Source organism: Herbiconiux solani NBRC 106740 (assembly GCF_001571005.1).
GTDB classification, from domain to species: domain Bacteria; phylum Actinomycetota; class Actinomycetes; order Actinomycetales; family Microbacteriaceae; genus Herbiconiux; species Herbiconiux solani.
In genome coordinates, this window is the sequence record NZ_BCST01000004.1 from 386,107 (window position 1) to 398,560 (window position 12,454).

General features: G+C 73.2%; 11 protein-coding genes. 9 read left to right on the forward strand and 2 right to left on the reverse strand.

Annotated features, from left to right (window positions below):
- The first annotated feature begins 1 nt into the window (after position 1).
- Positions 2–2,323, forward strand: a complete 2,322-nt coding sequence (locus HSO01S_RS09485) for an oxidoreductase (RefSeq protein ID WP_066040671.1) — start codon at positions 2–4, stop codon at positions 2,321–2,323.
- A gap of 71 nt (positions 2,324–2,394) precedes the next feature.
- Here the strand turns inward: HSO01S_RS09485 and HSO01S_RS09490 are convergent, their stop codons facing one another.
- Positions 2,395–3,564: a MalY/PatB family protein gene (locus tag HSO01S_RS09490; RefSeq protein WP_066040673.1), complete on the reverse strand. Its 1,170-nt coding sequence runs from the start codon at positions 3,562–3,564 to the stop codon at positions 2,395–2,397.
- A gap of 41 nt (positions 3,565–3,605) precedes the next feature.
- On the opposite strand from HSO01S_RS09490, the gene HSO01S_RS09495 reads away from it, so the two are divergent.
- From HSO01S_RS09495 to HSO01S_RS09515, 5 genes are all read left to right on the forward strand, one after another.
- Complete coding sequence (locus HSO01S_RS09495) at positions 3,606–4,259, forward strand: FMN-dependent NADH-azoreductase (RefSeq protein ID WP_066040675.1); 654 nt, start codon at positions 3,606–3,608, stop codon at positions 4,257–4,259.
- Between the two features lie 99 nt (positions 4,260–4,358).
- Positions 4,359–5,825, forward strand: coding sequence for a sensor histidine kinase (locus HSO01S_RS09500; protein WP_084361511.1), 1,467 nt, complete (start codon positions 4,359–4,361; stop codon positions 5,823–5,825).
- A complete protein-coding gene (locus tag HSO01S_RS09505) occupies positions 5,822–6,481 on the forward strand; it encodes a response regulator transcription factor (protein WP_066040677.1) in 660 nt (219 codons plus the stop codon). The genes HSO01S_RS09500 and HSO01S_RS09505 overlap by 4 nt, the downstream gene beginning before the upstream one ends.
- A 121-nt stretch (positions 6,482–6,602) precedes the next feature.
- A complete protein-coding gene (locus tag HSO01S_RS09510) occupies positions 6,603–6,959 on the forward strand; it encodes an SHOCT domain-containing protein (RefSeq protein ID WP_245635950.1) in 357 nt (118 codons plus the stop codon).
- A gap of 133 nt (positions 6,960–7,092) precedes the next feature.
- Entirely contained in the window at positions 7,093–7,689 is a 597-nt protein-coding gene (locus tag HSO01S_RS09515) for an HD domain-containing protein (RefSeq protein ID WP_066040679.1), read from the forward strand.
- A 73-nt stretch (positions 7,690–7,762) separates the two neighbouring features.
- Here HSO01S_RS09515 and HSO01S_RS09520 read toward each other — a convergent pair whose 3' ends face one another.
- Positions 7,763–8,407: a type II toxin-antitoxin system PemK/MazF family toxin gene (locus HSO01S_RS09520; RefSeq protein ID WP_084361512.1), complete on the reverse strand. Its 645-nt coding sequence runs from the start codon at positions 8,405–8,407 to the stop codon at positions 7,763–7,765.
- A gap of 127 nt (positions 8,408–8,534) precedes the next feature.
- Between HSO01S_RS09520 and HSO01S_RS09525 the strand changes: the two genes are divergently transcribed.
- From HSO01S_RS09525 to HSO01S_RS09535, 3 genes are all read left to right on the forward strand, one after another.
- Positions 8,535–9,941, forward strand: coding sequence for a hypothetical protein (locus tag HSO01S_RS09525; protein WP_066040680.1), 1,407 nt, complete (start codon positions 8,535–8,537; stop codon positions 9,939–9,941).
- A gap of 134 nt (positions 9,942–10,075) precedes the next feature.
- A complete protein-coding gene (locus tag HSO01S_RS09530; RefSeq protein ID WP_066040683.1) occupies positions 10,076–10,372 on the forward strand; it encodes a hypothetical protein in 297 nt (98 codons plus the stop codon).
- Positions 10,373–10,447: 75 nt separating this feature from the next.
- Positions 10,448–12,433: a cell wall-binding repeat-containing protein gene (locus HSO01S_RS09535; protein WP_066040684.1), complete on the forward strand. Its 1,986-nt coding sequence runs from the start codon at positions 10,448–10,450 to the stop codon at positions 12,431–12,433.
- Positions 12,434–12,454 lie beyond the last annotated feature (21 nt).

Consider the following 12,454-nt stretch of genomic DNA (forward strand, 5'->3'; position numbering starts at 1 on the left):
CGTGCCGGGCACGGCCGATCCGGTGCTCGCCCGCACCTTCACGCCCTGGCGGCTCGGCGGTCTCGAACTGCCGCACCGCGTGATCACGGGCAGCATGCACACCGGCCTCGAGACGCTCGACGACGGCGGGGCCGCGCTCGGCGCCTACTACGCCGAACGGATCCGCGGCGGCGCCGCCCTCGTGATCACCGGCGGTCTCGCGGTGAGCCCGGAAGGTTCCGGCGCCGACGACTTCAGCGTGCTCGGCGACCCGGCGAGCGACGCCCGGTTCGCCGCGGCGGTCGCCGCCGTGCACGCCGAGGGCGGGTTCATCGCGGCCCAGCTGTTCCACGCCGGCCGCTACGCCCTGCTCGACGGGGTGACGGATGCGGCGGGCCGCCCCGTGCATCCGGTCGCGCCCTCTCCCCTCCCGTGGCGCAGCAAGGGCGCGCAGACCCCGGTCGAGCTCGACGACGAGGGCATCCGCCGGGTGATCGGCGAGTTCGGTGCCGCTGCGGAGCGGGCCGTCGAGCTCGGTTTCGACGCGGTCGAGGTGATGGCCAGCGAGGGCTACCTGATCAACCAGTTCTGCTCACCCGTCACGAACCGGCGCGAGGACGGCTGGGGCGGAGACGCCGCCCGCCGCCGCCGGTTCGCGGTCGAGGTCGTGCGCGCGGTGCGCTCGGGCGCGGGCTGGGACGTGCCCGTGATCGTGCGGATGTCGGGTGCCGACCTGGTGCCCGGATCGACGACACCCGCGGAGACCGCCGAGCTCGCGCGCGCCCTGGTGCTCGCGGGTGCCGACGCGCTGAACGTCGGCATCGGCTGGCACGAGTCGGCCGTGCCGACCGTGCAGGCCGCGGTGCCGCACGGGGTGTGGCTGCGGTACGCCGAGGCGGTCGCGGAGGCCGTGATGCTGCCCGAGGGGCGCGCGGGGTCGGCTGGCGGGTCGACCGGGACCACCAGGTCGATCGGGAACACCGGGCCGATCGGGAACGCCGGGTCGATCAGGAACACCGGGTCGCCGAGAACGGCGGAGTCACCGGCGCCGGCCGACGCCGACGCGGACGCCGACCCCGGCTCGATCCCGCCGACCGCCGTGCCGGTGATCGCGAGCAACCGCCTCACCGACCTCCGTGACGCCGAGGACGTGCTCGCCGGCGGGCTGATCACCGCCGTCGCCCTCGCGCGGCCCTTCCTCGCCGACGCCGCGATCGTGAACCGGTCCCGCGAGGGACGGCTCGAGTCGGTCAACACCTGCATCGCCTGCAACCAGGCGTGCCTGGACCGCTCGTTCGTCAAGCAGCCCGTGTCGTGCCTGGTCAACCCGCGCGCGGGCAACGAGACGCGCTATCCGCTCACGCTCTCCCCCGCACCCGCGCGCTACGCCGTGGTCGGCGCCGGACCGGCCGGGCTGATCGCGGCCACCGACCTCGCCGAGCGCGGTCACGCCGTCACGCTGTTCGAGGCCTCGGCGACGCTCGGCGGCCAGTTCACGCTCGCCGCGCGCATCCCGACCAAGGAGGACTACGCGCTCACCGTCGCGCACTACGCCTCCCGGCTCGCCGCCCTCGGGGCCCGGATCGAGCTCGGTCACGCCCCCGAGGTCGCCGAGCTGGCCGGCTTCGACGGCGTCGTGCTCGCGACCGGCGTGCGACCGCGCACCGTCGACCTGCCCGGCGCCGACCTGCCGCACGTGCTCGACTACGAGCGGGCCGTGCTCGACGGGGTGCCGGAGGGACGCGTGGCGATCATCGGCGGTGGCGGGATCGGGGTCGACCTGGCGAAGTTCCTCGTGCTCTCGCACGATCCGGCGGTCCGTGCCCGCGAATTCGAGCGGCGCTTCGAGCTCGACGGGCCGAGCACCTTCCTCGAGTCGGACGCGCTGCCCCAGCGCACCCGGGTGCGGGCGTCGCAGGCGGCGGCCGGGGCCGGGCATCCGGTCTCGTTCGAACCGCGGCCGGGGCACGAGGTCACGATCCTCCGCCGCAGCGGCAAGTTCGGCGCCGGCATGGGGCTGACCTCGCGCTGGGTGGCGCTCGGCGAGCTGAAGGATGCGGGGGTGCGGATGATCTCCGGCCTCGCCTACGAGCGCATCACGCCCGAGGGGGTCGAGGTGCGGATCGTCGGCGGCGGTGAGGCCGACGGCGGCCGGCTCGAGCTGATCCCCGCGGACGTGGTCGTGGTGTGCGCGGGACAGGTCTCGCACGATCCGCTGAGCGCGGGGCTGGCGGCCGCGGGCATCCGCTTCGAGGTCGTGGGCGGCGCACTCGACGCCACGCACGTCGACGCCGTGCGGGCCACCCGCCAGGGTCTCGACGCGGCGCGGGCGCTCGCCCCCTGACCTGAACGGACCGACGCGAACGGGTGGACGCGGACGGGTGGACGCGGACGGGCTAGGCCGACCCGCTCGCCTCAGCGGGCCGAGAGGTCGTCCAGGGCCGCCGCCATCCGGGTCAGCATCTCCTCGAGGATCGGGCGCGGCGTCGCGAAGATCAACCGCGCGAAGCCCGCACCCGCCTCGCCGCAGTCGATCCCGTTCGTGAGCACCACGCCCGCGTTCTTGCGGAAGAACCGGGCCGGGTGCTCACCCAGCCCGAGCTCGCGGCAGTCGAGCCAGGCGATGTACGTGCCCTCGGGCTGCCTCATCCTGACCCCGGGCAGCAGCTCGGGCACACGCTCGGCGAGCAGCCGGCGGTTGCCGTCGAGGTACTCGACCACCTCGTCGAGCCACGGCCCGCCCCGCCGGTAGGCGACCGCGTTCGCCACGACCCCGAGCGTGCCGGCGCCGATGGTCGCCTCCTGCTTCAGCGGACGGAACCGCTTCACGTCGGCGGCGTTGCTCAGGATCAGCTGAGCGCACTTGAGGCCGGGGAGGTTCCAGGCCTTCGACGCCGAGGTGGCGGTGACCGTGTGCCCCGCCGTCACCTCGGAGATCGAGGCGTAGGGCACGTGCACCGCGCCGGGGTACACCATCGGCGCGTGGATCTCGTCGGCGAACACGCGAGCCCCGTGCCGCTCGACGACCTCGCTGACCGCCGACAGCTCCTCCCGGGTGAAGACGCGGCCGAGCGGGTTGTGCGGGTTGGTGAGCACGAGGAGCCCGCCGCCGTCGGCGAAGGCCGCGTCGAGGGCCTCGAGATCGAAGACCGAGCGCCCGTCGGCCTCGGTCGCGAAAGGCACCTCGACGATCTCGCGGCCGGCGAGCAGCGGCACCTCGAGGAACGGCATGTACGCCGGGGTCGGCACGACCACCTTCGAGCCGGGAGCCGAGAAGTGCGCGAGCGTCAACTCGAGGGCCGAGATGACGTCGCCGATCGGATGCACGTCGCCGGGATCGATCTCCCAGCCGAAGCGGAGGCGGTGGAAGTCGGCGCAGGCCTCGGCGAGCGCCGTCCGCTCCGCCGGCGGCAGGTAGCCCACCAGCCCCCGGTCGACGGCCGCGTGGAGGGCCACGGCGATCTCGGGATCGACACCGAAGTCGCTCTCGGCGACGAACGCGCCGATCGCATCCGGATAGGTCGTCCACTTCATGCTGCCCGAGGAGCGCAGGGCCTCGGCGGTGATGGCATCGAATCGGTGCATGAGGCGATCGTAGGCACGGGAGGCGGGAGTAGCGTGTCGGCATGGCCAACTTGCTGCATCTGGACTCCTCCGCCGATCCCGTGCGGTCCCGATCACGGGCGATCGGGCGCCGCTTCAGTGAGGCGTGGCTCGCCGCGCATCCGGGCAACTCGGTGACGCACCGCGACCTGCACCGCGATCCGCTGCCCCACCTCCCCGACGCCGCTCTGCACTGGCCGCCGCGCCTGCGGCCGGCCGACGCGAATCCGCCGGCCGACGCCGAGGCGTTGCAGGCGTCGCTCATCGCCGAGCTGCTCGCCGCCGACGTCGTGCTCGTGGGGGCGCCGCTCTACAACTACTCGATGCCCTCGAGCCTCAAGGCGTGGATCGACTACATCCATGTGCCGGCGGTGACGGCTCCCTTCGACGTCGACACGCAGCCGATGGCGGGCCGCCCCGCGGTGATCGCCTCGAGCCGGGGCGCGTCGTACGACGAGGGGTCTCCGACGGAGGGCTGGGATCACGGGGTCCCGCCGCTGAAGCTCATCCTGGGCAGCGCGCTCGGGATGGACGTGGCGGTGCTGCAGACGAGCCTCACGCTCGCGGAGGACGTTCCGGCGCTCGCCGAGCAGATCCCGCGCGGACAGGCCGAGCTCGAGGCGGCGCTCACCGAGGCCGCCGAGCTCGGCGCGCGCCTGGGCGGCGCCGCGCGCTGACCACACCGGGCAGGGCCGGTCACGTACTCCCCCGGGAGTACGCCGGTTCGCCCCGGTGGAGGCACGCGCCGCCGGACCGCGGACGGTTAGCATCGAGCCATGTCGTCCCGCTTCCGCGCTGCCCAGGCGGGCACCGACGACGGCGGTGACCGGGGTCGGGGTGCGCGCGGGCGCGGCGCACCCGGCCACGGGGGCTTCGGGGCCGCCGCGTGGGACGCGCTCGACGACGAGAGCCGCGGGCCGGGGCCGCGGTTCCGCGTGTCGGGGTGGGTCGCCCTGTGGCTGCCGGTGCTGGTGTCGTTCGTCGTGCAGGTGCCTGCCTCGCTGTTCGTCTGGCGCGCACGCCATCTCGGCGGCTGGATCGCCGGGCAGCCCGCCGACGACGTCGCCCGGATCGCCCTCGCCCTCGCCGGCCCGCTGCTGTTGATCGGGGCACGCCGCTTCCCCGGGCCCGTTGTCGCCCTGACCTCGGCGGCCGCCGGCGCCTACGTCATCGTCGTCGCCGGTGACTCCGCTCCCCCGTACATCGCTCTGGCCTTCGCCGTCGTGGGCGCCGTCGTCCGCGGGGCGCGGGTCTGGGCGTGGATCTCGCTCGCCGCCGCCTGGATCGCCACGATCACCGTCGGCCTCGTGCTCGGCGTCTCGTGGCCGGCCGCCCCGATCGTGGCCGTGACCCTCGCGCTCGTGCTGCTGCTCGCGATCGGCGAGAGCATCCGCACCCGCCGTCGCCGCTACGACGAGCTCCGGCGCCGGATCGCCCTGCGCCGGGCCGGCGAGGCGCAGGCCGAGCGGGTGCGCATCGCCCGCGAGCTGCACGACGTGCTCGCCCACTCGCTCAGCCAGATCAACGTGCAGGCCGGTGTGGGACTGCACCTGATCGACAGCGACCCCCAGGCCGCCGCGACGGCGCTGGCCAACATCAAGTCGAGCTCGAAGCAGGCGCTCGACGAGGTGCGCTCGGTACTCGGCATCCTGCGCTCGGGGCCCGGGATGGACGGCAGGGCGGGCGGAGGCGCAGACGGCGGGCCGGGCGGCGACGACGAAGCCCCGCTCGTGCCCGAGCCCGACCTCTCGCGCCTCCCGGCCCTCGTCGACACGGTTCGGGCCCAGGGCCTGGAGGTCGCGCTCGTCGACACGATCGACGCCGCGCAGACACCCCGGCCGGTGCAGCTCGCGCTGTACAGGATCGTGCAGGAGTCGCTGACCAACGTGCTGCGGCACTCCGGTGCGCACTCGGTCGAGGTCGTCCTGGAGCAGGGAACGGATGCGGTCACCGCCGCGGTCACGGATGACGGCCGGGGAGCGCCGCCGGCCGCCCGCGACGGGTCCGGCGGGCACGAGGGCCGCGGTCTGCTCGGAATGCGCGAGCGCGCCGAGCTGCTCGGCGGACGACTCGAGGCCGGGCCGGTCGCCGGCGGCGGCTTCCGCGTGCGCGCCGCCATCCCCGTGCCAGCCCGAGCCGAGCAGCAGGTTCCGCACCCGCTTCAGGAATCGCAGGAGCCGCAGCCACCTGAGGCGCCGCACGAGCCGCACGAGCCGGGAACCGGCCGGAGGGAGACCCCGTGATCCGCGTCGCGATCGCCGACGACCAGCAGCTCATCCGGGGCGGCTTCCGTGCCCTGCTCTCGGCAGAGCAGGGCATCGAGGTGATTGGCGAGGCCGGCACCGGCGCCGAAGCGGTCGCGCTCGTACGGGCCGAACATCCCGACGTGATCCTGATGGACATCCGGATGCCGGACGGCGACGGCCTCTGGGCCACCGAGCAGATCACCGCCGACCCGGGCCTGGCCGCCACCCGCATCGTGATCGTCACGACCTTCGAGCTCGACGAGTACGTGGGCCGGGCGATCCGGGCCGGGGCCTCGGGCTTCCTGGTGAAGGACACCGAGCCCGTCGAACTGATCCGGGCCGTCCGCGTGGTCGCCGGGGGCGACGCCCTGCTGAGCCCCGGGGTGACCCGGCGGCTGCTCGAACGCGTCTCGAACGACCTCACCGACGCCCCGGACACCCGGGCGCTCGACGTGCTCACCGTCCGCGAGCGCGAGGTGTTGGCCCTCGTCGGCGCCGGGCTCACGAACGACGAGATCGCGACCCGGCTGTTCCTCAGCCCGCTGACCTCGAAGACGCACGTGTCGCGCATCATGACGAAGCTCGGCGCCCGCGACCGGGTGCAGCTCGTGATCACGGCGTACCGCACCGGTCTCGTCGCGCCCGGCCGCTAGCACCCCCTCCTGCTCCCCCGGGTGTAGAGCGGATGCCGCCTGCCGGCGGATTCGCCCGGGGCCGCCGATCGCGAGGCTTGCTGCAGTGGTTCCGCCGGAGCCCGAGAGAGAAGGACAGATCGTGTTCGCAACCGCCGTCACCGCCATCAGCACCGCCGCCACCAGTGCCGCCGGCACCGCCGCCACCACCGTCGTCGCCCACCCGGGAGGCTGGGGCGGCGGGCCGGGCTTCGGCTGGCTGTTCCTGCTGATCCCGCTGTTCTGGATCGCGCTGTTCGCCATCCTGTTCGCCACCGTGGGCCGCCGCTGGCGCCGCGCGGCCTGGGCGCACCGGATGGGGGGCGACCAGGGCGGTCGCCGCGCCGAAGCCACCCTCGCCGAGCGCTTCGCCCAGGGCGACATCGACGAGGTGGAGTACCGGGCCCGCCTCGAGGTGCTGCGCGCCAACAACCCGACGCCCGAGTATCCGGGGCGCTGAGCGGAGGCGTCGGGCCGGGGCCGCCCTGCGTGGCAGCCCCGGGCACGTCGGGTTCCGGCCATTCCGCGACGAGAAACCGACGCATCCCCGGGCGGGCCGCCTCGAGCCGCGCACCGACCGCGATGATGGGCGGATGAGCACCGATCCCGCACTGCCCACCACCCCCGCCGCCCGAGCCGCCCTCGAGGTGGCCGCCCGCTACCACTCGCCCGCGATGCGCGACCACTGCATCCGCTCGTACCGGTGGGCCGCCGAGCTCGGGCGCCTGCGGGGATACGCGGTCGACGACGAGCTGCTCTTCGTCGCCGCCCTTCTGCACGACATCGGGCTCACCCCGGAGTTCGACAACGTGACGCTCCCCTTCGAGCACGCCGGCGGCCACGTCGCGCGGGTGTTCGCCGCGGGAGCGGGCTGGCCGGCCGAGCGCGGCGACCGGGCCGGCGAGATCATCGTGCACCACATGGGCGAGGTGCCAGACCCGGCGGTGGATCCGGAGGGCTACCTGCTCTCGGTCGCCACCGGGCTCGACATCTCCGGGCGCGATGCCGAGTGGTGGCCCGAGGAGCTCCGCCGCGAGGTCGTGGCGCGCTACCCCCGCGGCGACCTGGCGGCGGAGTTCATCGGGTGCCTCCGGGAGCAGGCCGAGCGCAAGCCCGACTCGACGGCCGCCGCCGCCGTCACGAGCGGTATCGCCGGTCGGATGGCGAGCAACCCTCTCGAAGCGCTTTAGCCTGGCCCGGGCCGTCAGCAGGGCGGCCCGGCCCGTCAGTCGGCTGCCCGGCCCGACAGCTGCTGCGGCCGCTCTAGCCGCGGCCGAACAGCCGCCGGAGCGCCCGCCCCAGCATCGAACCCGTGCGCGCCGCACCAGCCGTGTCGCGACGACCCGTGCGATCCGACCGCTCCAGGCGAGCCGACCGGCCCACGGCCGCACCCCGGGCCGGTGCCGGCACGCGACCCACCGCATCCGCCTTCCACCCGAACCGCTCGACCAGCCGGTCGGCCACGGCCTGGAAGCGGCGCGCGTCGAGAGCGACGGCCTCGCGGCGCATCCCCTCCGGATGCACGCGGAAGACGCGCTCGAGGCGCACCCAGCTCGGGCGGCCCGCCGCATCCCATCGCCCGCTGCCGATGCCCACGTCGTAGACGTCGTCGTGCGGCTTCGAGGTGAGCGCGACCGCGAGCACGGTGCCGGCCCCGGCTCGGCCACGGGTGCCGCGGGCGCCCCCGGTGCCGGTCTCCCGGGCGACGACGAGCACGGGCCTGTCCTTGCCGCGGCCGTCGGCCTCCTGGTACGGCACCCAGGTCCAGACGATCTCGCCGGGATCGGCGGAGCCGTCGGTGACCGGGTTGTAGCGGATGCGCACGGGCCCGACGCGTCGCGGGTCGACCTCGACGGTGGCCGACGGGCCGGAGCGCCCCGGGCTCGGCTGCTCAGCCCTCGTCGTCATGCGCCGACCCTAACAGCAGCGGGGCAATCGCGAATCACCGCCGCGTCCTCCGGGACCGGCGGCGGGGCGCGGTTAGATTCGGTGCGGGACTCGCGCCGCCCCGGCGCGATCCGAAGCACGAGGATCCATGAACCGTCCGTTCCGCGCCCCTACCGCCACCGCGCTCGAGAAGGCCCGCAGGAGCGCCCGCCGGGCCGCCCGCCGCCTTCCGGCGCGCCTCCGCGCCGCCTCGAGCACGCTGCTGGTCGTCTCCCTCACCGTCGGCGCGACCGTGCTCGGCGCGCCCGCCGCCCACGCGGCCGACTACCCCAGCTGGGACGACGTGCTCGCCGCCCGCTCGAGCGAGTCGGCGAAGCAGGACGAGGTGGCGAAGATCCAGAACCTGATCTCCGACCTCCAGGTCAAGGCCGACGAGGCGCAGGCCCTGGTCGCGCAACGCTCGGACGAGAACGACGCGGCCGAAGCCGCCCTCGCGGCCGGCCAGCAGAAGGCCGACACCCTCGCCACGCAGGCTGCGAACGCCGCGACCGAGGCGGAGACGTCGAAGAAGCGCGCAGCCCTCGTCGCCGCGCAGTTCGCCCGCAGTGGCGGCCAGGACCTCACCTCGCTGCTGCTCACCAGCTCGTCCGACAGGGCCGACGACCTGCTCGCCCAGCTCAGCTCGGCCGGCCAGCTGACCCAGGCGGTCAACGGGGTCTACGCCAAGGCCGACCAGGACAGCAACTCGGCCAAGTCGCTCGCCGAGCAGGCGGATGTCGCGAAGCAGGAGCTCTCCGGACTCGCCGACGCCGCCCAGGCCGCCCTCGAGCAGGCCGCGGCGGCGCAGCAGGCCATGATCGCCGCGCTGCAGGAGCAGAGTGCGCACCAGGCCGAGTTGCAGGCCCAGCTCACGAGCCTGCAGCAGAACCTCGCCACGACCGAGGAGCAGTACCAGGCGGGCGTCGCGGCAGCCGCTGCCGCTGCCGCTGCTGCTGCCGCAGCCGCTGCGGCCGCCGCCGCCGAGGCCGCAGCCGCCGCCGGGGGAGGTGGTCAGGTCGTCGGCCCGGTCTCCTCCGACAAGCAGGCCCTCGCGGAGGAGCTGATGGGTTACGTCGCCTCGGGCCAGTTCCACGGCTCGAGCCCGGACCACATCTTCGAGATCGCCTGGATCGCGCAGGGCAAGGAGGTCGCGAACTGCGGCATCGACACCGTGATCCTGCAGGCCATGGTCGCCGCCGTGCGCGCCTTCGGCAGCGCCGGGGTCAGCGACATCAGCCGCCGCTGCACGGGCCAGATCGAGGGCGCGGGCACGGCCTCGGCGCACTACCGGCAGGGCGGGGGCCACGCGGTGGACTTCACCTCGGTCGGCGGGGTGCGCACGACGGGCGCCAACGGCGCCTCGCTCGACCTGATCTCGGTGCTCGACCCGATGATGCCGAACGGATCGCGGGTCGGCCAGTCGCAGTGTCGTCGCGCCGCCGGCAACGAGCCCTCGTTCATCAACTTCGTCGACTTCGAAGACACCTGCAACCACCTGCACATCGACGATTTCTGATCGGGAATCCGATTTCGGCCCACCGCACCCCTTTTCACTCGCGTGACTCGTCGCTAGTGTCTCTAACTAGTTGACGCACTATCGACTCGCCGGACTACCGGATGTGCGGGCGTCACGGCGAGAGGGGGAATCGGATGTATCGCGCGTCGACTCCGTCGTTCGACCCGGCTCTCGCGGAGGTCGCCGTGGTGTCCCGGGAGGGGCGCGAGTGGTTCCTGCGGGTCCATCGCTTCACAGGTGAGCGGCTCCTCGTCGTCCCGCTGCACGTCGACGGCGACTTCGACTCCGTGCACCGTCTGGTCGAGCACGTCCTGGCCTCGCGATCGCTCTCCGCGGCACCGTTGGCGGACTGGACCCAGGCGGGCAACCACTGGTCCTCGGTCATCCGCTCCGACTCGCTCGCGAACGGGAGCCACGGCGTCCTGATCTGACCCCGTGGTCGTGCATAATGTGCATAGTCGACAGCTGATGACGTAACTCAGCCGCGACCGGATCTTGGGGGATTCATGCGCAGGCTGCTCGCTGCCGTCACCATGCTCGCACTCACGTCGGCCCTGGCCCTGGCGGCCCCGCTCGCCGCTCCGGCGGAGGCGGCACACGCCGATCCGATCATGACGCACCAGATGATCGGGTCGCTCGACTACGTGAACTTCGTGCCCGGCGAGGGCTTCATCGCGGTGGGCTGGGCGGTCAACACCCTCTCCCCGGCGTCGCCGGTCTACATGTCCATCAAGGGTCAATACCCCGACGGCCACTCGGGTGAGCTCGGTCAGGGCAATGCGGGCTTCGACCGCCCGGACGTCGCTGCCGCGGTCCCCGGGGCCGGCCCGAACCACGGCTTCCGCATCTCCCTGGGCTTCCCGCCGGCCGGCCTCTACTCGATCTGCGCCTTCGCTTGGTCCGAATCCGTCGGCTGTACCTTCGCCACCGTCCCGGCCGAGAACCTCACCGGCCAGCTGGAGTCCTTCGCCATCGACTCGTCGGGGGCTGGGCTCGCTCTGAGGCTGAAGGGCTGGACCTCGGACTCCTGGCTCCCGCCAGGTGGACATCCCTCGACAGTGACCTACAACGTATTGAAGACCGGAGGGAGTGGACCGACCACGGGCTCGGCCTTCTCGGTCTCAGGTCTGAGCAGCCTGGACCGACCGGACATCCGGGCCGCACACCCGGGACTGAAGGGCCTGGGCGGTTTCGACCAACTCATCCCCATCGGTGAAGTAGGCGACTATCGGGCCTGTGCCGTGGTCTCTCCCTGGGGACCGTCAACCGGTGCGGGGCCGGCCGTCCTGGGTTGCGCGGACCTCCACGTGTCCGCGGTCCAACCCAGTGCTCAGATCCGCGTCACCGGCGACAGTGTCGTCGGCGGCACCCTCACCGCCTCGACGATCACCTGGAACCCCGCGCCCAGCACTGTGACGGCTGCCTGGTACCGGAACGGCACCCAGCTCACTCCGAACGGGGTCCGCTCCTACTCACCGACCGTCGCGGATGTCGGCGAGGTCCTCCAGTTCGTCGAAACCGCGTCGGCAGCGGGCTACGTGGACGGACGAACCGGAGCAGCCTCGAACATCGTGACCATCCCGGGTGTCACCACATCCCGGATCGGCGGGGCCGACCGGTACGAGATGGCGGTCGCGAACTCGCAGAAGCAGTTCCCTGACGCGGTCACGGGGGCACCCGTGGTGTACGTCGCCTCCGGAGTGACCTTCCCCGACGCCCTCGCTGCGGGACCCGCCGCGGCGAAGGAAGGCGGCGCGCTACTCCTGACCTTCTCCGACCACCTGCCGGATTCCGTGCGGGCGGAGATCACCCGGCTCCACCCTGCCTCGATCGTCGTCGCGGGCGGGCCCGCCACCGTCGCGGATTCGGTGGTCGCGGATCTCGGAACGCTTGCTCCGACGACACGAGTAGGCGGAGCCGATCGATACGAGGTCTCCCGCAATCTCGTCGCGCGGGCCTTCCCGTCGGGTGCTCCGTCGGTGTATCTCGTCACCGGCCAGAACTATGCGGATGCGCTGTCGGCAGGAGCGGCTGCCGCGTCGATGGGCGCGCCCGTGCTGCTCGCCGACGGTTCGGCCGGCTCGGCTGACGACGCGACCCGAGCTGCACTGGCCGCCGAGAAGACGACGGCCGTGACCGTGGTCGGTGGTCCCGCATCCGTCAGCGAGGGGGTGGCATCGTCTCTCGGAGCGGGTGTGGCCGTGACCCGGCTGGCCGGGCCCGACAGGTACACGGGGACGGTCGTCCTCAACCGAGCGACCTTCTCGACGTCGGACACCGTCTACCTCGCGACAGGGGTGAACTTCCCCGATGGGCTCACCGGAGGGGTGCACGCAGGTGCCGACCATGCCCCCCTCTATCTCGTGGACTTCTACTGCGTACCTCAGGACGTCCTCGCCGATATCGCCTCCCTCCACGCCACGAAAGTGGTGCTGCTGGGAGGAGAGACGACCCTCAGTTCGAACATCAGGGACCTGTACGCCTGCTCGTAGGCGGACTCCGCAGCCCGAGGC

Coding starts and splice junctions, on each gene's coding strand:
- HSO01S_RS09490 (WP_066040673.1), bottom strand. CDS start 3,564: ATGCACCGATTCGATGCCATCACCGCCGAGGCCCTGCGCTCCTCGGGC.
- HSO01S_RS09495 (WP_066040675.1), top strand. CDS start 3,606: ATGGCCAACTTGCTGCATCTGGACTCCTCCGCCGATCCCGTGCGGTCC.
- HSO01S_RS09500 (WP_084361511.1), top strand. CDS start 4,359: ATGTCGTCCCGCTTCCGCGCTGCCCAGGCGGGCACCGACGACGGCGGT.
- HSO01S_RS09515 (WP_066040679.1), top strand. CDS start 7,093: ATGAGCACCGATCCCGCACTGCCCACCACCCCCGCCGCCCGAGCCGCC.
- HSO01S_RS09520 (WP_084361512.1), bottom strand. CDS start 8,407: ATGACGACGAGGGCTGAGCAGCCGAGCCCGGGGCGCTCCGGCCCGTCG.
- HSO01S_RS09525 (WP_066040680.1), top strand. CDS start 8,535: ATGAACCGTCCGTTCCGCGCCCCTACCGCCACCGCGCTCGAGAAGGCC.
- HSO01S_RS09530 (WP_066040683.1), top strand. CDS start 10,076: ATGTATCGCGCGTCGACTCCGTCGTTCGACCCGGCTCTCGCGGAGGTC.
- HSO01S_RS09535 (WP_066040684.1), top strand. CDS start 10,448: ATGCGCAGGCTGCTCGCTGCCGTCACCATGCTCGCACTCACGTCGGCC.